This window comes from Pseudomonas salomonii, assembly GCF_900107155.1.
Taxonomy (GTDB): domain Bacteria; phylum Pseudomonadota; class Gammaproteobacteria; order Pseudomonadales; family Pseudomonadaceae; genus Aquipseudomonas; species Aquipseudomonas salomonii.
Map to the genome: position 1 here is coordinate 304,826 of NZ_FNOX01000004.1, position 20,641 is coordinate 325,466.

17 protein-coding genes are annotated in these 20,641 nt (G+C 61.5%); 12 read left to right on the forward strand and 5 right to left on the reverse strand.

Annotation, left to right across the window (positions count from 1 at the left end):
* The first annotated feature begins 39 nt into the window (after positions 1–39).
* Genes BLV67_RS11415 through BLV67_RS11445 form a run of 7 tightly spaced genes read left to right on the forward strand, consistent with a single transcriptional unit; the run spans position 40 to position 8,194 of the window.
* Positions 40–1,797, forward strand: a complete 1,758-nt coding sequence (locus BLV67_RS11415) for a carbamoyltransferase family protein (protein WP_065930709.1) — start codon at positions 40–42, stop codon at positions 1,795–1,797.
* Positions 1,781–2,911, forward strand: coding sequence for a glycosyltransferase (locus tag BLV67_RS11420; protein ID WP_069786829.1), 1,131 nt, complete (start codon positions 1,781–1,783; stop codon positions 2,909–2,911). Before BLV67_RS11415 ends, BLV67_RS11420 begins: the two co-directional genes overlap by 17 nt.
* Positions 2,911–3,807: an antimicrobial resistance protein Mig-14 gene (locus BLV67_RS11425; RefSeq protein WP_069786830.1), complete on the forward strand. Its 897-nt coding sequence runs from the start codon at positions 2,911–2,913 to the stop codon at positions 3,805–3,807. The genes BLV67_RS11420 and BLV67_RS11425 overlap by 1 nt, the downstream gene beginning before the upstream one ends.
* Entirely contained in the window at positions 3,804–5,219 is a 1,416-nt protein-coding gene (locus BLV67_RS11430; RefSeq protein ID WP_069786831.1) for a PIG-L deacetylase family protein, read from the forward strand. The genes BLV67_RS11425 and BLV67_RS11430 overlap by 4 nt, the downstream gene beginning before the upstream one ends.
* 58 nt (positions 5,220–5,277) lie before the next feature.
* Positions 5,278–6,162, forward strand: coding sequence for a DUF6625 family protein (locus BLV67_RS11435; RefSeq protein WP_069786832.1), 885 nt, complete (start codon positions 5,278–5,280; stop codon positions 6,160–6,162).
* A complete protein-coding gene (locus tag BLV67_RS11440; protein WP_069786833.1) occupies positions 6,159–7,313 on the forward strand; it encodes a glycosyltransferase family 4 protein in 1,155 nt (384 codons plus the stop codon). Before BLV67_RS11435 ends, BLV67_RS11440 begins: the two co-directional genes overlap by 4 nt.
* Positions 7,310–8,194: a glycosyltransferase gene (locus BLV67_RS11445; protein ID WP_069786834.1), complete on the forward strand. Its 885-nt coding sequence runs from the start codon at positions 7,310–7,312 to the stop codon at positions 8,192–8,194. The genes BLV67_RS11440 and BLV67_RS11445 overlap by 4 nt, the downstream gene beginning before the upstream one ends.
* Before the next feature lie 162 nt (positions 8,195–8,356).
* Here BLV67_RS11445 and BLV67_RS11450 read toward each other — a convergent pair whose 3' ends face one another.
* Positions 8,357–10,231, reverse strand: coding sequence for an O-antigen ligase family protein (locus BLV67_RS11450; RefSeq protein WP_069786835.1), 1,875 nt, complete (start codon positions 10,229–10,231; stop codon positions 8,357–8,359).
* Between the two features lie 159 nt (positions 10,232–10,390).
* Here BLV67_RS11450 and msbA point away from each other — a divergent pair, with 159 nt between their 5' ends.
* The 3 genes from msbA (at position 10,391) to BLV67_RS11465 (ending at position 14,776) form a co-directional block, all read left to right on the forward strand.
* On the forward strand, positions 10,391–12,196 hold the full coding sequence (gene msbA / locus BLV67_RS11455) for a lipid A export permease/ATP-binding protein MsbA (protein ID WP_017138499.1): 1,806 nt from the start codon (positions 10,391–10,393) through the stop codon (positions 12,194–12,196).
* Positions 12,197–12,423: 227 nt separating this feature from the next.
* A complete protein-coding gene (gene hldE / locus BLV67_RS11460) occupies positions 12,424–13,848 on the forward strand; it encodes a bifunctional D-glycero-beta-D-manno-heptose-7-phosphate kinase/D-glycero-beta-D-manno-heptose 1-phosphate adenylyltransferase HldE (protein WP_017138498.1) in 1,425 nt (474 codons plus the stop codon).
* Positions 13,841–14,776 carry an NAD-dependent epimerase/dehydratase family protein gene (locus BLV67_RS11465; protein WP_069786836.1) on the forward strand — a complete coding sequence of 312 codons (936 nt, stop codon included), beginning with the start codon at positions 13,841–13,843 and terminating at the stop codon, positions 14,774–14,776. Before hldE ends, BLV67_RS11465 begins: the two co-directional genes overlap by 8 nt.
* Before the next feature lie 72 nt (positions 14,777–14,848).
* Here the strand turns inward: BLV67_RS11465 and BLV67_RS11470 are convergent, their stop codons facing one another.
* From BLV67_RS11470 to BLV67_RS11485, 4 genes are read right to left on the reverse strand one after another with little or no spacing between them, the layout of a single operon-like run.
* Positions 14,849–15,808, reverse strand: coding sequence for a hypothetical protein (locus BLV67_RS11470; RefSeq protein ID WP_056860552.1), 960 nt, complete (start codon positions 15,806–15,808; stop codon positions 14,849–14,851).
* A gap of 41 nt (positions 15,809–15,849) precedes the next feature.
* Positions 15,850–16,662, reverse strand: a complete 813-nt coding sequence (locus tag BLV67_RS11475; protein ID WP_069786837.1) for an aldo/keto reductase — start codon at positions 16,660–16,662, stop codon at positions 15,850–15,852.
* On the reverse strand, positions 16,659–17,834 hold the full coding sequence (locus tag BLV67_RS11480) for an NAD(P)/FAD-dependent oxidoreductase (protein WP_065930699.1): 1,176 nt from the start codon (positions 17,832–17,834) through the stop codon (positions 16,659–16,661). The genes BLV67_RS11475 and BLV67_RS11480 overlap by 4 nt, the downstream gene beginning before the upstream one ends.
* 55 nt (positions 17,835–17,889) lie before the next feature.
* The gene (locus BLV67_RS11485) at positions 17,890–18,225 is read right to left on the reverse strand and encodes a DMT family transporter (protein WP_017138493.1); all 336 of its coding nucleotides are present in this window, start codon (positions 18,223–18,225) and stop codon (positions 17,890–17,892) included.
* A gap of 102 nt (positions 18,226–18,327) precedes the next feature.
* Between BLV67_RS11485 and BLV67_RS11490 the strand changes: the two genes are divergently transcribed.
* Complete coding sequence (locus BLV67_RS11490; RefSeq protein WP_056860549.1) at positions 18,328–19,218, forward strand: LysR family transcriptional regulator; 891 nt, start codon at positions 18,328–18,330, stop codon at positions 19,216–19,218.
* Positions 19,219–19,241: 23 nt separating this feature from the next.
* Positions 19,242–20,519, forward strand: a complete 1,278-nt coding sequence (gene waaA / locus BLV67_RS11495; protein ID WP_069786838.1) for a lipid IV(A) 3-deoxy-D-manno-octulosonic acid transferase — start codon at positions 19,242–19,244, stop codon at positions 20,517–20,519.
* The last annotated feature ends 122 nt before the right edge of the window (positions 20,520–20,641 follow it).

A 20,641-nucleotide genomic window follows, 5' to 3' on the forward strand; every position in this document is an offset into this window, starting at 1 on the left:
CAACCCGCCTGCATGCAGACTAAAAGAGGCTAGACCCCAGTGGCATTGACGATTCTTGGCCTGTCCGGCGCCCTTAGCCATGATCCTTCCGCAGCCCTGTATATCGACGGCAAGCTGATCGCGGCCGCCGAAGAAGAGCGCTTCGTACGCGACAAACATGCAAAGAACCGCATGCCCTACGAATCGGCGAAGTTCTGCCTGGAACAAGCCGGCATCAAGCCTTCCGACGTTGACGTGGTGGCGATTCCGTTCGCCCCGATCAGCCTGTTCGGCGAGGCGCGCTGGCACTACGCCAAGCGTTACTGGTACGCCCCGGACCGCGCCCTTGACGCGATCCTGATGGGCAACCGTCGCTACAAGCGTTACCGCAACAAGATCGTCTGGTGCCTGGAGCAACTGGGCTTCGATCCGAAGAAAATCAAGATCGAACCGGTTGAACACCACCTGGCTCACGCCTCCAGCGCCTACCACTGCTCGGGTTTCCAGGAAAAAACCGCGATCCTGGGCATCGACGGCAAAGGTGAGTACGCCACCACGTTCTTCGGCTACGGCGAAAACGGCAAGATCCACAAGATCAAGGAATTCTACGACCCGGACTCCCTGGGTGGCCTGTACGGCGCGATCACCGAGTTCCTCGGTTTCGAGATGCTCGACGGCGAGTTCAAGGTCATGGGCATGGCGCCCTATGGTGACGCCAGCAAATACGATTTCTCGCGCCTGGCCTCGTTTGAAAACGGCGAGTTGGTGATCAACACAGACTACGCCAACGTCATCGGCCTGCGCCGTTATAAAGAGAAGGGCAAGGGGTTCTACTTCTCGCCGAAACTGATCGAGTGGCTGGGGCCCAAGCGCGAAGGCGATATCGCCGACGAGCCGTACATCCACTACGCGGCCAGCATGCAGGCGCTGTTCGAAAAACTGGCCTTGCAGATGATCGACCACTACCTGGGCGACATCCTCAAGGACACCGGCAAGCTGGCGTTCGCCGGTGGTTGCGCGCTGAACGTCAAGCTGAACCAGAAGATCATTGCCCGCGATGACGTGAAAGAGCTGTTCGTGCAGCCCGCGTCCGGCGATGCCGGCACCGCGGTTGGCGCGGCGGCCTATGTGTCCCACGCCCGTGGTGTGCCGGTGGAGAAGATGGAGCACGTCTATCTCGGCCCGTCCTACAGCAACGAAGACGTGATTGCCGCGTGCGCCAGGCACGAAAGCAAGCCGGTATGGCGCAAGATCGAAAACATGCCCAAGCGCATCGCCAAGATCATGGTCGACGGCAACCCGGTGGCCTGGTTCCAGGGCCGCATGGAGTTCGGCCCGCGTGCCTTGGGCGGTCGTTCGATCATCGGTTGCCCTAGCGCGACCGGCGTGGCCGACCGCATTAACCACCAGATCAAGTTCCGCGAGCGCTGGAGGCCTTTCTGCCCGTCGATGCTCGACACCGTGGCCCCGCAGATGATCAAGGTCGATCACCCGGCGCCGTTCATGACCTTCACCTTTGAAGTGTCCGAAGAGTGGAAAACCCGCGTACCGGAAGTGGTCCATGAAGATGGCACCTCCCGCGCCCAGGTGCTCAAGCGCGAATACAACCCGCGTTACTACGACATGATGAAAGAGCTGGAAGTATTGACCGGCAACGGCGTGTCGTTGAACACCTCGCTCAACCGCCGTGGCGAGGCGATGATCTGCTCGCCGACCGACGCGCTGAACATGTTCTTCGGCTCCGACCTGCAGTACCTGATCATGGAAGACATCCTGGTCGTCAAAGACGGCGTGGACCCTTATGACTCGGTCGGCTGAGCGCCACGTCCTGCAGTTCTGCCACGGCTATGACGGGCCGTTCCTGGACTGCGCGCGGCAGTACGCCAGCCTGTTCGCAGGCACCGGCTACAAGGTGACCACGGTGTTTCTCACCGGGGTCGCCGACCCCGATGTCGCCGCCGCTTGCGCCTCTGATGAGGTGCTGTTCATGGAGTTCAGCTCCAGGGCCATTCGTGGCCTCAAGCTGGGCGCCATCCGTGAGTTGCGCAAGATCGCCGCGTCGCGCAACTTCAGTTTGTGCATTGCCCACCGCTTCAAGCCGATCTACATCGCCTTGCTCGGTACGCGCCTGCCGGTGATCGGCGTGCATCACGCCTTTGGTGATTATCAGCGCCGCAGCCGCAAGCTGTTTGCTTCGATTTTCAGCAAGCGCCTGAGCCTGCTCGGTGTGTCTGACGCGGTGCGCGACGATATGCGCCGCTGCCTGCCGGCCTGGCCGGCGGCCCGTATCCAGACCTTGTATAACCGCATCGATGTGCAGGCCATGCAAGCGTTGCAGGTGTCGGCCGATGAGGCGCGTGATGCCTTGGGGCTGTCGCCGGATGAGTGGGTGGTCGGCAATGTCGGCCGCCTGCACCCCGACAAGGACCAAGCCACCTTGCTCAAAGGTTTTGCCTTGGCCCTGCCGCATTTGCCGGCGCAGAGCCGGTTGGTGATCCTCGGCACCGGCCGCCTGGAGCAAGACCTCAAGTCGCTGGCCCGCGAGCTGGGCATTGCCGAACAGGTACTGTTCCTCGGCCAGGTGCCGGATGCGCGCCGGTATTTCCGTGCATTCGACGTCTTTGCCCTCAGCTCCGACCATGAGCCGTTCGGCATGGTGCTGCTGGAGGCCATGGCCGCTGGTGTGCCGCTGCTCGCCACCTCGTGTGGCGGCGCGCGGGAAGTGGTTGAAGGCGTGGGCATCCTGTTTCCGTTTGGTGATGCCGACCATTTGGGGCAGGGCCTTCGGCATTTGGCCGCGATGGATCGTCAGCAGCACCAGCAGTGCGCCGAGATGATGCTTGAGCGCCTGCACCAGCGGTTTTCGGATCAGGCTGTGCGCGATACCTTCTGGCAGTTGCCTGCTGTCACCGAACTGACCGCGAGGGCTTGATGCTCAATCGATTCCGAGGCTTTCGCGAGCGCGGTTGGTCGGTGGTTGACGCGCCGACCTACAGCGATGCCTGGCAGCGTTTTGGCGGCAGTGTCGCCACCCATCCGCAGGTGGTCGAGCGTCTGGCCGGGCTGGCCGAAATTCCGGTGCGCTATTTGGCCTGGGAGCACAGCGGTGAGCTTAAAGCCTGCATTGCGACCTGGGGGCGCGACCTGGCGTTGTCCAAGGACGTGCTCAAGCGCAATGGCAAAAAAGGCTTGTTCGACCTCGGCAACGCCGAGTTGATCCTGCCCGCCGCCGTTGATGCCCAGGCGCCGCTGCGCCATCGCGCGCGTTACCTGTCGGCCCTCAATGAAGGCCGTTTTACCGGTATCAAGCTTCAGGCCGAACAGTTGGCCATGGCGCGTACTCCCGAAGAATTGTCGAAAAAGTTTCGCTATAACCAGCGCCGTGAATTGCGCCTGCTGGAAGAGGCGGGCGGTGTGGTGCGGCCGGTGCAGGACTTCTCCAGCGCCGAGCTGGCGGCGATCTACTGCGACCTGTTCCAGCGCCGCTGGGGCTTCGCGGCCACCGGTGCCGCGCACATGGCGCAGGTGATCGAGCTGCTGCGTGAGTGGCTGATCGGATCGGTGATTTTCCTCAACGATGCGCCGATTGCCGTGCAACTGGTGTATCGCGTTGAAGCGCCGCAGTGGGTCAGCGTCGAATACATCAATGGCGGCGTAGACCCCGAAACCCGCGCATTCAGCCCCGGCAGCGTGCTGAGCTTTCTCAATACGCAAAGTGCCTGGGAACAGGCGCGAGACGTGGGCAAGCCCCTGCGTTTTTCGTTCGGCCGCGCGGACCGTGAGTACAAGGACCGCTGGTGCAACCCCGTGCCGGTGTTCACCGTATGAGTGCCTCGACAAGTCGCAAACAGGCGCTGCTCAAGCGCCATCGCCGCAATAAGCGCATCGGGCTGCTGGTCAGCCTGCTGGTGCTGATTGCGGTGGGTGTGCTGGTGGCCTGGTGGTTGCCGCTGCTGTTGGCAGTGCTGGCCTGGGTGGCCCATGAAGCCTGGTTTGCCGACCACTTGTTTTACTCGCCCAAGGACGACTATCAGTATCAATTTGCCGCCGATACCGAACAACCCAAGGTGACCCTGGACAAGGGCCGTTTGGTGCTCGGCCAGGCGCTGGACCTGGCGGGTGATGAGACCTTGATCCTCGCACTGCGGCTCAAGAGCAACCTGCTCGGACGCTTTATCGACCCCTATGTCGCGTTACCGGGCGGCGACCGCCAGGTGTTCGAGCGCGGCGTCAACGGCCTGCGCTATCTCAACCTCACCGGCCAGGCGCAAGCCTTGCTGGCTGGGCAGTTGCTGTTGCGTGGCCGGTTTTGCCGAATACAGGGTGAGCCTGTGCTGTCGGTATTCCGCCAGCCGGATGTGCGTCAGCAGCGGGTGATGGTGATTGCACCGCATGCCGACGACGCCGAACTGGCTGCCTTTGGCCTGTACAGCCAGGCCGCACAGCCCTGGATTGTGACGCTGACCGCCGGTGAGATCGAAGCCGAGCATTATCAGCACATGGGTCTGGGCAAGCCTGAAGCGGCACGCCTCAAGGGCCGGCTGCGAGCCTGGGACAGTATTGCCGTGCCGCGCTGGGCTGGCGTGCCGCAGGAACACTGCGTTCAGCTCGGGTACTTTTGCCTGCAGTTGGCGGCGATGAAAGCTGAGCCTGCGCGCGCCATTGCGTCGCGCGAAGCCGAGTTGAGCGATATTCGCCTGTTTCGCCAATTCAACCCGTTCCCGCTGCCCGCCGATGCCGACGGCCAGCCGACCTGGAACAACCTGCTGGCGGACCTGCGTGCCGTGCTGTTGAGGGCGCGACCTGAGGTCATCGTGTTGCCGCATCCGGTGATCGATCCGCACCCCGACCATATCTGCGCGCAGCAAGCCGTCTTGCAAGCCTTGCAGGGCCTGGAATGGCAGCCGACTACCTTGCTCGGCTACGCCAACCATCTGCATGACAACGACCGCTGGCCGATGGGGGATTCGGGCAATAGTGTCGCTTTGCCGCCATGCTTCGACTCCTCTTACATTTTGCAACCATATTGCCTGCCAGTATCGGAGGAGCGGCAGTGTGAAAAGGCCATGTCGCTGGGCATGATGCATGACTTGCAACCTCAGATGCCGTTCAAACGGCGGGTGCGGCGAGTCATACAGCGTCTGCTGGCTGGAAGGGCCGTCTCGCCGTGGGGTGAGAACGAGTTTTTCCGCAAGGCCATTCGGCGTCATGAACTCTTTTGGTTCATCAAGCACAAGTAACGTTAAGCAACGTGGTGGCGCGTAGCGTGCCCCAGTACCAAATGACAGTGAGTCCCCCTTGAGCAATCCGTGCCCCCGCATCCTTTTCATTATTCCTTACTTTGGCCGCTGGCCATTCTGGATGCCGTTTTTTCTCGAAAGCTGCCGCCACAACGCCGACATTGACTGGTTGCTGTTCAGCGACTGCCCGATGCCGGCCAGTGTGCCGGACAATGTCCGCATCGAAAGCATCACCTTTGCCGATTACTGCACGCTGGTTTCCCAGCGGCTGTACATCAATTTTGCGCCCCAGGCGCCGTACAAGCTGTGCGACATCAAGCCGGCGCTGGGGCATATCCACGCTGACCGCCTCAACGGTTACGATTTTTGGGCGTTTGGCGATCTGGACCTGATCTACGGCAACCTGCGCGAGTATTTCACCGCCGAGCGCTTGGCCAGCTATGACTTGTTTTCAACCCATGAGCGACGGGTCGCCGGGCATTTGTGCCTGATGCGCAACACGCCCCGCAAGCGGCATGCGTTCATGCGCATCAAGGATTGGGAGGCGCGTTTTACCGATCAGGCGCATCATGCGCTGGATGAAGGCGCCTTCAGTCGGATTTTCCTGTGGCGCAAGAATTTCCCCAAGCCGCTGTTCGAGTTGGTCGGCAAGTTAAACCCATGGCGTCGGCGCAGTGAGTTCACCGAGGCGTTCAGTACGCCCGGTGGTGTGATCAAATGGCACGACGGCAGTGATTGCTTCCCGCATCAATGGTTCTGGAACAAGGGCCGCCTGACCAACGACAGGGATGGTGAACGGGAATTTCCGTATTTCCATTTTGTCTGCTGGAAGCGTAATCAATGGCCGTTGCTACCGGAGCCTGACGCCGAGTACGTCGAGACGCTCGCGGCTGAAACAGCCTGGGTGGTTGATGCCACAGGTTTCCATCGAGGAGAGTTATGAGTCGGCGTTTCAAGGTCCTGCAACTGCAGCCTGACTACAATGTTAAATCCCATGACTTTGCCGACCTGGCCGAGCAGATCGTCAAGGCATTGCCTGCCGAGCGCTACGAGGTCACCGCCGCGTTCCTGCGTGGCAAGCCGGCGCCTGGCGAACCGGTCAGCCGGGCGGCCAAGTCGGTCTACTTCGAGTTCTCCGACAAGTCGCTCAAAGGCTTGCGGCTGCGCGCCATGTGGCAACTGTATAAGTTTTGCCGCCGCGAACAGTTCGACGTGGTGGTGTGCAACCGCTTCAAGCCGGTCAACATGATGTTGCAGCTCAACCGTTGGTTGAAGATCCCGCTGTGCATCGGCATCTCCCACGGTTTTGGCGAGTATGACCGCCTGTACCGGCGCAAGCAGGCGCAGCGCTGGATCGACACGCACTGGCGCTTCGTCGGCGTGTCGCCGGCGGTCAAGCAGTACCTGCTCGATTGCCGGTGCGGTTTTACCGACCAGAATACCTACGCCATTACCAACGCCATCGACATCGAACAGGCCGAAGGCTTGCAGCATTCACGCGCGCGCGCGCGCGAGTTGCTGGGCATCGACCCTTCGGTGCGCTTGATCGGTGCCTTGGGCCGGCTGGTGCCGGTCAAGGGCCACACCTATTTGCTGCAAGCGTTCGCGGCGCTCAAAGAAAAATACCCAACCGCGCAGCTGGCGATCATTGGCGCCGGGCGCGAAGAGGCCAACCTGGCCACGCAAATCCAGAGCCTTGGCCTGGATGGGCGCGTGCACTTGTTGGGCTTTAAGGAAAATGCGCTGCAATACGTGCGTGCCTTTGACATTTGGGCAATGCCTTCGCTCGCAGAAGGCCTGGGCCTGGCGCTGCTGGAAGGCATGAGCGGCCGCCTGCCGGTGATTGCCTCCAGCGTGCCGGCCATGTTGCCGTTGATCGAAGGCGCCGGTGGCCTGGCGGTGGAGCCGGCCAACGTGCCCCAGTTGACCGAGGCGCTGGACACTTACCTGGCGCTGTCCGACGAGGCGCTCGGACAAAAAGGCGAGCAGGCCTTCCAGTACCTTCAGGCGCAACACGACATTGAGGTATTCCGCCAGGAGTACCTGGAGCTGATCGATTCAGGCTTGGCTCAAGCACGCGGGAAGAATGTATGAACCAGAGTCAGCCCTTGGTCACGGTGATCATTGCGTCGTATAACCACGCGCCCTACATTGAGGAAAGTATCCTCAGTGTGTTGAACCAGACCTATCCCAACATCGAACTGCTGGTGGTGGATGACGGCTCGACAGACGACAGTGTCGAGCGCATCCGTCGCCTGCAGGAACATCACGCGTTCGACTTTCGTGTGCAGCAGAATCAGGGGCTGACCAACACCCTCAATGGCGCGATTGCCCGGTCCCAGGGGCCGCTGATCGTGCCGTTCGGTTCGGACGACATCATGATGCCCGAGCGCATTGCGACTCAGGTGGCCTATATGGATGGCAAGCCTGAGGTGGGAATCTGTGCGGGCAATATCGAGCTGATCGACTCCCAGGGTGAGTTGTTTCCGGAGAAGCGTCAGCGCCGTGATGTGCCGTTTCGACGCCTGGATTTCGACGACATGTTCCTGGAGCGCAAACCTTACCCACCGGCGCCTACGCTGATGATCCGGCGTGAAGCGCTGGAAAAGGTCGGCGGGTTTGACCCGCAGATTCGCCTGGAAGATTTGTTGATCGAGTTGAAGATTACCCACGCCGGGTACTTCATCGATGGTTTGAACGTGGTGATGGCGCGCTACCGCAAGCACGCCACCAATTCGTACAAGAATCATCGATTCATGATCGATAACATCCTGCGCTCATACGCGTTGTTCAGTGATCACCCGCTGTACGACGAGGTGCGTTACAAATTCCTCAGCTCCATGTTCCTCAAGACCTCCAACCGCAACCGTGCGTTGGCGCGGGAGCTGTTGGCGCAGATCCCGTTTCGGGCCTGGAACAAGAAGACGTGGCGCGGCTTGGGTCGCCTGTATTTTTCCCCGCTGGAAAAAGACTGATACCAAGAGCAGGGCGGTACACCTCTGCTGGGTGTACTGCGATCTAAATGTGGGAGCGGGCTTGCTCGCGAATGCGGTGGATCAGTCGACATCTTCGGTGACTGACACTGCGCATTCGCGAGCAAGCCCGCTCCCACATTTGGCCCAATACAGCCTCAGGGATCAGGTCGGCTGTGAGGCCGTCGGGCGCGTGAGTGTCAGCACCTGTTCGCGGATTTTCTGCGTGGCGTGCGGCGAAGCCACCGAGGCATAGCCCTTGGCCAATTGCTCAAAGTGCGCTTCGAACAACCAATTGCGATCCTGCGCATAGCGTTGCATATGCTTGAGGTTGCGCTGGCGCAGGGTGTTGCGCAGCGCTGATGGATAGATGCGCATATCCGCCACGTCGATCAGGCCGAACTCTCCGTCTTCCAGCAGCAATACATTGCCCAGGTGCAGGGAGCGGAAGTACACGCCGCGTTCATGCAGCTGGGCCATAAACCGGCCAAACCGTTCGATCAGCGATTCGCGCAGGCTGCTGTCCAGGCTTTGCAAGGCCTGGCGCAACGTCAGGCCCGGCAGTGGCTGGTAACGCACGGCGGTGCTGCCGTCGTGCAGGCTGTACAGGTCAAGAATCGGCGGTGACACAATGCCCAGTGCCTGCAGCTGTTCGCTGTTGCAGGCAAACCGTTCCGAATACGGATTGAATGTGCCCGAGGTGTACCAGCGTCGAGCCCTGAACAGCTTGAGGAAGCTGCCATCGCCCAGGCGCAGGACTTTGGGCCCCAGGCCATCTTCCTCGACGATATGAGCGCCTTCGCACAGGGCTTTGAATGCCTGTGGCTTGGGCGTGCTCACCGCAATGCGCAGCAGGCTATGGCGCCGCTTGGCGATGCTCAGGCCGGCGATCAGGGCGAGGGGGATCCACAGCAGGAACCAGTGCTCCTTGGGCCGCGACAGGATGCCACCGCCTTCGGTGAGCCCCGCGCCGATGCCGTAGGCCAGCAGCGAGGAGGTCAGGATAAACAGCGGCTGCGCGCGCTCCTTAAGCCCTGCGTACAGCCCGCGGCCCAGCATGAAGATCCACGGGATAAAGCCGATGATGCCGACGTAATAAAGCACGCCCAAGGCAAAGCTGTGGGGTTCGCGCAGCGGTTCAAAATCGTAGTTGGCAGGTTTCACATACAGTTCGGAGTCGTAGCTGTGGCCGAGCCATGGATGGTCGGAGATGCGGTCGAGGATGATTTGCCAGATTTCGAAGCGGAATGAGCTGCCGCGCTCGGTGATGTGTTGCGGGTAAAACAGCAGCAGGCCGGCGGCCGCCAGCACCAGGGCGGCAATCATCAGCGCCGAGCGCCGATTGCGGCTGAGCAGGCCCATCCAGAGGACGGCCATTACCAGTGCAACCAATGGTGTCCTGGAACCGGTGGCCAGAATTGCCAGGGCCATGACCGCCAGGGCCGGTGCGCTGAGCCACAGTACGCGCAAGCGTTTGGTGGTGACGCAGAGGTACAGCCAATACACGCAGAAAAAGCCGAACAGGTGGGAACTGAGCAGCGGGTTGTCCAGGGCGCCCAGGCCGCCAATCATGCGCATGCTTGGCGCAAAGCCTTTGACGAATGCCACCAGGTTCAACAGCGTCACCACCAGCGCAATCACGGCGGCACTGAAGAAGATCGGCTTGAACAGGTCATTGCGGTAATGCAGCAGCAGCCCGCAGCCGGCAAACAGCATGAACGTCTGCAGCGGGATCTTGAACAGGTTCGAGTCGCCAGTGGGCTCCGGGCTCCAGAGCACCGTGATCATGGCCCATGCGCAAAACGCCGTGAAGGCAAGCACCAGCGGCTCGAGCAGTAACTGTTTGAGTTCCCGTGGGCGCAGGCACAGCAGGAGCAAGGCCGGCAGCGCGAAGAAAATGTAGAAGCCGCGATGCATCACATTGCGATTGTTGACGAAGAACAGCGAACTCAAAAGCAACAGCAAGCCAATGGGCAAAATCCAGAGGACCAGGAAGTCGAAAACGCGATTTGTGCCGTAGGTAAGGCGCTTGGAGTGCATACAGTAAAGCCGTTCCAGAATAGAGAAAGCCGACCATGTTAAGACAGTGGCTATATAATGTCGCCCTTTGGATCCCGCCGGGCCGCGGGTTACGTCGGGTGCAAGTACAACAGAGAAGCTGTGCTAAAGTCAGCCTCCTTTTTCAAAACGCCGCGTGATATGACCGACTCCAGTCCGAGCGCAAGCCCTTCGAGCTTGAAAATATACTTCCGCCTGCTCATGTACGTTAAGCCCTACGCCGGCTTGTTCGCGTTGAGTATCGTCGGATTTCTGATTTTCGCGTCGACCCAGCCTATGCTGGGGTACATCCTCAAGTACTTTGTCGACGGCCTATCCAACCCTGACGCCGTGCTGTTCCCCAGCGTACCCTTCCTGCGTGACATGAAATTGTTGCAAGCCGTGCCGTTGCTGATCATTTTGATCGCTGCCTGGCAGGGCTTGGGTTCGTTCCTGGGCAACTACCTGCTGGCCAAGGTATCCCTGGGCCTGGTCCATGACCTGCGCGTGCAGTTGTTCAACAACCTGCTGACGCTGCCCAACCGCTACTTTGACAACCACAACTCCGGGCACCTGATTTCGCGCATCACCTTCAACGTGACCATGGTGACGGGCGCGGCCACCGATGCCATCAAGGTGGTGATCCGTGAAGGCATGACGGTGATCTTCCTGTTTGCCTCGCTGCTGTTCATGAACTGGCGCCTGACGCTGGTGATGATCGCCATCCTGCCGTTGATTGCGGTGATGGTCAGCACGGCCAGCAAGAAATTCCGCAAGCAGAGCAAGAAAATCCAGGTGGCCATGGGCGATGTGACCCACGTGGCTTCGGAAACCATCCAGGGCTATCGCGTGGTGCGCAGCTTCGGCGGTGAAGTCTACGAAGAGAAACGCTTCTTCAAGGCCAGCCAGGGCAACACCGACAAGCAACTGCGCATGACCCGCACCGGGGCCATCTACACCCCGTTGCTGCAACTGGTGATCTACACCGCCATGGCGGTGCTGATGTTCCTGGTGCTCTACCTTCGTGGTGACGCATCGGCCGGTGACATGGTGGCGTACATCACCTTGGCCGGGCTGTTGCCCAAGCCGATCCGCCAACTGTCGGAAGTCAGCTCGACCATCCAGAAAGGCGTGGCCGGTGCTGAAAGCATTTTCGAACAGCTGGACGAAGAGCAGGAAGTGGATCGCGGCAGCGTCGAGCGCGACAAGGTCAGCGGCCGTCTGGAAGTGCGTAACCTGAACTTCACTTACCCAGGCACCGAGCGCCATGTGCTCAAGGACATCACGTTCACCGCAGAGCCCGGGCAGATGATCGCGCTGGTGGGCCGTTCCGGCAGCGGCAAGTCCACACTGGCCAGCCTGATCCCGCGTTTCTACCACCACGAAAGCGGCGAGATCCTGCTCGACGGCGTAGAGGTCGAAGACTACAAGCTGCTCAACCTGCGTAAGCACATTGCCCAGGTGACCCAGCATGTCACGCTGTTCAGCGACACCGTGACCAACAACATCGCCTACGGCGACCTGGCCGGCGCGCCACGGGCCGACGTTGAAGCGGCGGCTGCGGATGCTTACGCCAAAGACTTCATCGACCAGTTGCCCAAAGGCTTCGATACCCAGGTCGGTGAGAACGGCGTGCTGCTGTCCGGCGGCCAACGTCAGCGCCTGGCAATCGCCCGGGCCTTGCTGAAGAACGCGCCACTGCTGATTCTGGACGAGGCCACCTCGGCCCTCGACACCGAATCCGAGCGGCACATTCAGGCGGCCCTGGACAAGGTCATGCAAGGCCGTACGACCCTGGTGATTGCCCACCGCCTGTCCACCATCGAGAAGGCCGACCTGATCCTGGTAATGGACGACGGCCGGATTGTCGAGCGCGGCAGCCACGCCGAGCTGCTGGCCCAGAACGGCTACTACGCCCGCCTGCATGCCATGGGCCTGGATGCCCCGGTGCCGGCCGACATCACCTGAATTAAAGGTGTGGATGCTTAAGGTGGGAGCGGGCTTGCTCGCGGATACGGTGGATCAGTCGATATCTTCGGTGACTGACACTGCGCATTCGCGAGCAAGCCCGCTCCCACATTTGTTCCTCAGTGGATTCACTGCTGCGTCCTTCATCTTCTGTCACACCCTCCACAAGCCTCCCATAACCCTGTGCTAATATCGCGCCCCTGTTCATTTTGTATGTGGGTTGCTCCATGAAGTTGTCCATGCCGCGATTCGATCAAGCCCCTGTCTTGGTGGTCGGCGATGTCATGCTCGACCGTTACTGGCATGGCGGTACCTCACGGATTTCCCCTGAGGCACCGGTACCGGTAGTCAAGGTCGAGCAAATCGAAGACCGTCCAGGTGGCGCTGCCAACGTTGCCCTCAATATTGCCGCCCTCGGCGCCCCGGCCTCCCTGGTGGGTGTGACCGGCGACGACGAAGCCGCCGACAGCCTGGCCAACAGCCTGCGCGGTGCCGGCGTGCGTGCGCTGTTCCAGCGCATTGCCCACCAGCCGACCATCGTCAAGCTGCGGGTCATGAGCCGTCACCAGCAATTGCTGCGTATCGATTTCGAAGAACCCTTCGCCACCGACGCCCTGGCCCTCAGTGGTCAGGTCGACGCGCTGCTCGAAGGTATCAAGGTGCTGGTGTTGTCCGACTACGGCAAAGGCGCCTTGAAAAACCACCAGATGCTGATCCAGGCCGCCAAGGCCCGTGGCATTCCGGTTCTGGCCGATCCCAAGGGCAAGGACTTCTCGATTTATCGGGGCGCCAGCCTGATCACGCCAAACCTCAGCGAGTTCGAAGCCATTGTCGGCGGTTGCGCCGATGAGCATGAGCTGGTGACCAAAGGCGCGGCGCTGATGGCCGACCTCGACCTGGGCGCCTTGCTGGTCACCCGTGGCGAGCACGGCATGACCCTGCTGCGCCCGGACCACCCGGCGATGCATTTGCCCGCGCGTGCCCGTGAAGTGTTCGACGTCACCGGTGCCGGTGACACGGTCATCTCCACCCTGGCCGCCTCGATTGCGGCCGGTGAAGAACTGCCCCACGCCGTGGCCCTGGCCAACCTGGCGGCGGGCATTGTGGTGGGCAAACTGGGTACCGCGGCTATCAGCGCGCCTGAGCTGCGCCGTGCGATCCAGCGCTCCGAAGGCTCGGAGCGCGGCGTGCTGGGGATCGAGCAATTGCTGCTGGCCATTGACGACGCCCGTGCCCACAAAGAAAGCATCGTGTTCACCAACGGCTGCTTCGACATCCTGCATGCCGGCCACGTGACTTATCTGGAACAGGCGCGCGCCCAAGGCGACCGCCTGATCGTGGCGGTCAACGACGACGCTTCGGTGAGCCGCTTGAAAGGCCCCGGCCGGCCGATCAACAGTGTCGATCGCCGCATGGCCGTATTGGCCGGTCTTGGTGCGGTGGACTGGGTGATCAGCTTCTCTGAAGGCACCCCGGAAAACCTGCTGGCCCAGGTCAAGCCGGACGTGTTGGTCAAGGGTGGCGACTATTCTGTCGACCAGGTTGTGGGGGCCGACATCGTCAGCGCCTACGGCGGTACGGTCAAAGTGCTGGGGTTGGTTGAAAACAGCTCGACCACGGCCATTGTCGAGAAGATCCGCAACAATGAGTAATGCTCAAAAGTGGGTGTTGATCACTGGAGGTGCCGGCTTTATCGGCTCGCACCTGGTCGATGCGCTACTCGCCAAGGGCTATGCCGTGCGGGTGCTGGATGACTTGTCCACCGGCAAGCGCAGCAATCTGCCGCTGGGTAACCCCCGCGTAGAACTGATTGAAGGCAATGTCGCCAATGCCGAGCTGGTGGCGCAAGCTGCCATTGGCGCCACCGCCGTGGTGCACCTGGCCGCAGTGGCCTCAGTGCAGGCTTCGGTGGATGATCCGGTGAGCACGCACCAGAGCAATTTCGTCGGCACCCTGAATGTCTGCGAAGCCATGCGCAAGGCCGGCGTGAAGCGTGTGGTTTTTGCCTCCAGCGCGGCGGTATATGGCAACAACGGCGAGGGCGCTTCGATTGACGAAGAGACCACCAAGGCGCCGCTGACGCCTTACGCGTCGGACAAACTGGCGGGTGAGCACTATTTCGATTTCTATCGCCGCCAGCATGGCCTGGAGCCGGTGATTTTCCGTTTCTTCAACATCTTCGGGCCACGCCAGGATCCGTCATCGCCGTATTCCGGCGTGATCAGTATCTTCAGCGAACGCGTGCAGCAGGGTGTGCCGATCAGCGTGTTTGGCGACGGCGAGCAAACCCGGGATTTCATGTACGTGGAAGACCTGGTGGATGTGCTGGTCCAGGCCATCGAAGCGCCCGAAGCGCCACTGGGCGCGATCAACGTGGGATGGAACCGCACGACCACGCTCAAGCAGGTGTTGCACGCGCTGGAAGAAGTGGTGGGGCGGTTGCCGGTGATTACTTACGGGCCGGCGCGCTCGGGGGATATCCGTCATTCGCGGGCGAATAACCAGCGCTTGTTGGCGAGCTTTGCGCTGCCTGAGCCTACGCCACTGAAGGTCGGCCTGGAGCGGCTCCTAAAGGCTTGATGCATTCCAATGTGGGAGCGGGCTTGCTCCCACATTTGGATCGCAGCACGGCAGCCCAATAAGTAGGTGCCTTTAGCCTTTGGCCTTCTTCTTCGGCACGATCTTGCGCAGCACCCGCTGCGCCAATCGCTTCAACTTCGACTCCTTCTCAGGCTCCGCCAAGCCTTGCTGACGCAGCCAATCCTTCCAGCGAATGCGCTCATCGCGCACCAGCCAGCCTTCCTGCTGGGCGAAGCTTTCCGCCAGGTATAAGCCGCGTGTGCTGGCCGGATACAGCTGGTCTTTCTTCACGGTGTACAGCTCGGCCAGCGGCTGGCCATCCTTCAACGGCATCAGGTACAGGTCGGGTCGCTGACGGTCCAGGCGCGCCACGAGTTGGTCGCCTTCGAGGCGTTCATCCACATGGAACAGGCTCAAGGACTTGGCTTCCTTGGGGACTTCCAGGCGCAAGTCATAAATCAATTGCAACGACGCGGTCGGCAAATGCACATACGCCCGTGGGCGCTCGATCAATTGCATGGTGGCGCAGCGCACCGGGCGGGCGGCGCCGGACAGCGGGCTCAAGCGAAACGGCAGGGCTTCACGGTAATGCAGGGCGGCGGAGTAGGGCGCGGGCAGCCAGGTGTCATTAAAGCGCCCGCCCAGCCAGCCTTCGGGTGTCTCCAGCAGGCATTCTTCGGCAATTTCCTGGATGGCGGTGTGCAATGGCAGGTTCAGTTCGTGGGCGGGTACGTAGCCGGAGATCAGCTTGAGCACTACGTCGCCACGGTCCTGGCGGCGCTGGCGTACCAGCACCCAGTAATCCTTGTTCTGCCAATGCAGGGTCAGGCGCACCGACACGCCGAGGTTGGCCAATTCCAGGGCGAAACGTTCAGAGTCTGCCACCTCCACCGGTTTGCGCCGTTGCAGGGTCTGGGCGAAGTTGAGCGGCATGCCCACGCTCTGGTAACTCAGGCCTTCGGGGGTGGCTTCGACGTGCAGCGGCAGTGTCTTGAAGTTGCTGGGGTTTTTTCTAATCAGCGTTCGCGGCATGTCGGCTCCTTCTTGCGACGGGGTCGGCCGCGTGGGCGGCATCAGAGTTGACGAATGACTTGGGCAGCGGTCGCCACGTTGTGGGCCAGGTGCAGCGGGTTAATGGTCCCGACAATAGCACTGGCGACACCCGTTTGCGCAAACAACAGCATGAAACTGGCGCGAATTGGATCCATTCCTGGCTCAAGACACACGTGGCCGCTGGCCAGGGCCTTTTTCACCAGGATGCCTTTGCCGTGGGCGGCGGCGTAATCGATCACGGCTTTCTCGGCCTGTTCATTCAGATTGTAGGTGACCATCGCGCAATCACCTTGTTCCAGAGCCTTCACGCCACCGTCGACGGTTTTGCCGGAGAAGCCGAAACCACGGATCTTGCCCTCTTTTTTCAGCTGCGCCAGGGTCTCATACACCTCGCAATCGTTGAGGATATGCAAGTCATTGCCATCAGAGTGCACCAGCACCAGGTCGATGAAATCCGTTTCAAGTCGTTTCAAGCTGCGCTCGATGGACATCCGTGTATGCGCGGCACTGAAATCGTGATGGGACACGCCGTCGGCAAACTCTTCGCCGACCTTGCTGACAATCACCCAATCGTTGCGCTGACCGCGCAACAGCGGCCCCAGGCGTTCCTCACTGCGGCCGTAAGCCGGCGCGGTGTCGATCAGGTTGATGCCCAGCTGCCGGGCCTGGCGCAGCAACATCCGGGCTTCGTCATCATTGGGGATCTGAAAACCGTTGGGGTATTTCACCCCTTGATCACGGCCCAGCTTGACGGTGCCCAGGCCCAGCGGCGAAACCAGCAGGCCGGTGCTGCCCAGCGGGCGATGCAGGTCGTGCAGGGTTGGCAGGCTCATGGCAACAGTTGCTCCCAGGCAGGCTGGCCGAGGGCCGGTTTTGGAAATTCAGGCAGCGCGTCGCTGGCGCTTGGGCGGATGCCGTCGCGTTCGAGGGCGTTGATTACGCGATCGGCGAAGTCCGGCGCCAACGCCAGTTTGGTCGGCCAGCCCACCAGCAGGCGGTCCTGCTCGGCGAGGAAGGCGTTGTCGGGGCGGCTCAGGCCCGATTGCAGCGGCTCGGCCCGCTCGACGCGCAGGGTGGCCCATTGGGTCTGGCTCATGTCGATCCACGGCAGTAACTGCCCCAGCTCTTTTTGCGCAGTGGCGATCTGCTCTTGTGGTGTGCGGGCCACGCCATCCGCCTCGGCGATATCGCCGCCCATGTACCATACCCAATTGCCGTCGGCAGCCGGGTGAGTGGTGATGGTGAGGCGCGGCTTGGTGCCGCCGCCCAGGCAGTGCGCATACAGCGGCTTGAGGCCCGGGCCTTTGGCGATGATCATATGCAGTGGCCGGGTTTGCATGGCCGGCTGGCTCAGGCCCAGCGCGCTGAGCAGGTCAGCCGTGCCGCCACCGGCACTCAGCACGATGCGCTGGGCGCGGATCTCGCGGCCATCGACCTTCAGGCCCACCAGCGTGTCGCCTTCCAGCAGCGGTTCGATGTGTTGCCCGGCGAGCAAGCCGTCGCCGGCCAGCTGCGCCAGGCGTTCGATCAGGCTGGGCACATCGATGACCAGTTCGGCCAGGCGATAGACCTTGCCCTTGAAGCGCCGGTCTTGCAGGGCAGGCGGCAATTCGTCACCTTTTACCTGATCGACGCGGCCACGCACGGCTTTACTGGCGAAGAAGCTGGTGAGGTTGCCGGCGATCGTGCCGGGCGACCACAGGTAATGGGCTTCTGAGAGCAAGCGCACGCCGGTCAGGTCCAGCTCGCCGTTACCCGCCAGGGCTTCGCGCCAGCGGCGCGGCATGTCGGCAATGGCTTCGGACGCACCGGTGAGGGCGCCGTGCAGGGCGTATTTCGCGCCGCCGTGGATGATCCCCTGGGACTTCACGCTTTGCCCGCCGCCCAAGGTAGCGCTTTCCACCACCACCGTGGAAAACCCCTGGCGGCGCAGGCGTGCGTTAAGCCAGAGGCCGGCAACCCCGGCGCCGACAATCAGAACGTCGGTGGAAATAACGGATGGCATCGGCGACCTCAGTGTTCAAGACAAGAGGCGCAGTATACAGGCTGTTACGTGGCGGTCAGTGCCCGGCGGTTTTCGAGAACAGCTGAATCACCACCACGCCCAGCACAATCAGGCCCATGCCCAGCATTGCCGGTACATCCAGCTTCTGCCCGTAGATAAACAGCGCGGCGATACTGACCATTACAATGCCCAACCCGGCCCAGACCGCGTAGGCAATGCCCACCGGCACCGTGCGCACCACCAGCGTGAGCATCCAGAAGGCCACGCCATACCCCACAATCATCAGCAGCAGCGGGATGGGTGTGCTCAAGCCTTTGACGGCTTTCATGGAAACGGTGGCGATCACTTCCGAGCAGATGGCAATGGCCAGGTAAACGTAGGCAACATTCATGGTGAATCCTCGGTGTGATACGGGCTTGATTAGGTCCGCATTTTAACCCTTCGCGAGATGAGATAAAGTCATTACCTATCCGATTTAAAGATGGGTTGAGTCATGAGTGTGCAATGGAACCTGGAACAGATGCGCCTGTTTGTCAGCGTCGCCGAGCAGCGCTCGTTTTCGGCAGTGGCACGCGGCCAGCGCAAGGCGCAATCCGCAGTGAGCAACGGGATCGCCCTGCTGGAAGCGGACTTGGGTTTGAGCCTGTTCGAACGCAGCAGCGGCCGTCAGCCACGCCTGACCGAAGCCGGCAGTGTGTTGCTGGAAGAGGCCCGCGAGGTGCTGCGCCAATGTGAGCGCCTCAATGGACGGGCGTTGTCACTGACCCGTGGTGAAGAAGCCTGCCTGCGCCTGGCCCAGGATGAAGCCATGCTGTTCCAGCCGGTGCTCGACAGCCTTGAGGCGCTGGCCCGGCAATACCCGCTGCTGGAAGTGCAACTGTCCAGCGCCGCGCAAGGTGATGTGGCGCGCAAGCTGGTGGAGCGCAAGGCCGACCTGGGCCTGTTGTTCTATCACGACCAGATCCCCGAAGCGCTTGAGCGGCGGGTGGTGGGCAGTGTGGAAATGGTCACGGTGTGCGGTGTGAATCATCCGCTGGCCCAGGACAACTACGTGACCTGCCAGCGCCTGGCGCAGTTTCGCCAATTGCTGATGTCGACCCAGACCAGCGTGTACCCCGGCAGCGAAGCCGCGAGCCCCTTGGTGTGGCGTGCCGACAGCTTCTACGTATTGGCCGAATGGCTGATGAGTGGCCTGGGCTGGGCCTGGCTGCCTCGGCATATCGTGCAGTACCCGGCCTATCAACAGCAGATGGTCGAGCTGGACAGCGAATGGACGCCGCCGGCGCTGGTAGTGGAGTTGGTCTGGCGCCGCGATGAGCATCTGGGCCCGGCCGCGCGCTTCCTGACCGAGCGATTTGCCGAGTGCTTGCAGGCGATCGACTGAAAAAGCCGATAAACTCCGCCGCCATGAATAGAACTCTCTACAGCTGTCTGTTTTACCTGGCGCTGCCGTTGGTGGCTTTACGTCTGTGGCTGCGTGCGCGCAAGGCGCCGGCGTATGCAAAACGTATCGGCGAGCGGTTTTCCTATGGCTTGCCGGTGGTGCAACCGGGGGGGATCTGGGTGCATGCGGTGTCGGTGGGCGAAAGCATTGCCGCCGCACCGATGATTCGCGGGCTGATGGAGCGCCACCCGACGCTGCCGATCACCGTCACCTGCATGACGCCCACCGGCTCGGAGCGTATCCGGGCGCTGTTCGCCAATGAACCGCGCATTCAGCACTGCTACTTGCCCTATGACTTGCCTTGCGCCGCCAAGCGGTTTCTTGATCGTGTACAGCCCAGGCTCGCTGTGATCATGGAAACCGAGCTGTGGCCCAACCACATCCATGCCTGCGCTCAACGCGGTATTCCGGTAGCGCTGGCCAATGCGCGGCTGTCGGCACGTTCGGCCAAAGGTTATGCGCGCTTCACCAAGCTGACCACGCCGATGTTGGCCGAGATGAGCCTGTTTGCGGTGCAGACACACACCGAAGCCCAGCGCTTTCTAAGCCTGGGTGCGCGGCCGGAAACCGTCGAAGTCACCGGCTCGATCAAGTTCGACCTGACCATCGACCCTCAGTTACCGGTACGCGCCGCCGCCTTGCGCGAGCAATGGGGCGCCACCGAGCGCCCGGTGTGGATCGCCGCCAGCACCCACGAAGGCGAGGATGAAGTGGTGCTCGCCGCCCATCGCCAACTGCTGGAAAGCTACCCCAATGCGCTGCTGATTCTGGTGCCGCGTCATCAGGAGCGCTTCGGCCCGATGTTCGAGTTGTGCGGGCAACAAGGCTTTGCCACGGTGCGCCGCTCCAGCGCTGAGCCGGTGACGGCGCAGACCTCCGTGCTGCTCGGCGACACCATGGGCGAGCTGCTGTTCCTTTATGCGCTGGCCGACAGCGCCTTCGTTGGCGGCAGCCTGGTGCCCACCGGCGGTCACAACCCACTGGAGCCGGCGGCGCTGGCCAAGCCTGTGATCATGGGGCCGCACCTGTTCAACTTCCTCGAAATCAGCGCGATGATGCGTGAAGCCGGGGCGTTGCGTGAGGTGGATGATGCGCAAGGATTGGCCGAAGCTGTGCGGCAGTTGTTCGAACTGCCGCAGGATGCGCGCAAGATGGCAGAGGCGGGATTGAAGGTGATGCAGGCCAACCAGGGCGCGCTGAAACGCTTGCTGGATGGTTTGGACAAACTGCTCAATCACTGAACCAACACGGACCAAAATGTGGGAGCTGGCTTGCCTGCGATAGCATCAACTGGGCATGTCTGATGTACCGAGTTGCCTGCATCGCAGGCAAGCTGGCTCCCACACAAGCCAGCTCCCACATT

Coding starts and splice junctions, on each gene's coding strand:
- BLV67_RS11420 (WP_069786829.1), top strand. CDS start 1,781: ATGACTCGGTCGGCTGAGCGCCACGTCCTGCAGTTCTGCCACGGCTAT.
- BLV67_RS11425 (WP_069786830.1), top strand. CDS start 2,911: ATGCTCAATCGATTCCGAGGCTTTCGCGAGCGCGGTTGGTCGGTGGTT.
- BLV67_RS11430 (WP_069786831.1), top strand. CDS start 3,804: ATGAGTGCCTCGACAAGTCGCAAACAGGCGCTGCTCAAGCGCCATCGC.
- BLV67_RS11440 (WP_069786833.1), top strand. CDS start 6,159: ATGAGTCGGCGTTTCAAGGTCCTGCAACTGCAGCCTGACTACAATGTT.
- BLV67_RS11445 (WP_069786834.1), top strand. CDS start 7,310: ATGAACCAGAGTCAGCCCTTGGTCACGGTGATCATTGCGTCGTATAAC.
- BLV67_RS11450 (WP_069786835.1), bottom strand. CDS start 10,231: ATGCACTCCAAGCGCCTTACCTACGGCACAAATCGCGTTTTCGACTTC.
- msbA (WP_017138499.1), top strand. CDS start 10,391: ATGACCGACTCCAGTCCGAGCGCAAGCCCTTCGAGCTTGAAAATATAC.
- hldE (WP_017138498.1), top strand. CDS start 12,424: ATGAAGTTGTCCATGCCGCGATTCGATCAAGCCCCTGTCTTGGTGGTC.
- BLV67_RS11465 (WP_069786836.1), top strand. CDS start 13,841: ATGAGTAATGCTCAAAAGTGGGTGTTGATCACTGGAGGTGCCGGCTTT.
- BLV67_RS11470 (WP_056860552.1), bottom strand. CDS start 15,808: ATGCCGCGAACGCTGATTAGAAAAAACCCCAGCAACTTCAAGACACTG.
- BLV67_RS11475 (WP_069786837.1), bottom strand. CDS start 16,662: ATGAGCCTGCCAACCCTGCACGACCTGCATCGCCCGCTGGGCAGCACC.
- BLV67_RS11480 (WP_065930699.1), bottom strand. CDS start 17,834: ATGCCATCCGTTATTTCCACCGACGTTCTGATTGTCGGCGCCGGGGTT.
- BLV67_RS11485 (WP_017138493.1), bottom strand. CDS start 18,225: ATGAATGTTGCCTACGTTTACCTGGCCATTGCCATCTGCTCGGAAGTG.
- BLV67_RS11490 (WP_056860549.1), top strand. CDS start 18,328: ATGAGTGTGCAATGGAACCTGGAACAGATGCGCCTGTTTGTCAGCGTC.
- waaA (WP_069786838.1), top strand. CDS start 19,242: ATGAATAGAACTCTCTACAGCTGTCTGTTTTACCTGGCGCTGCCGTTG.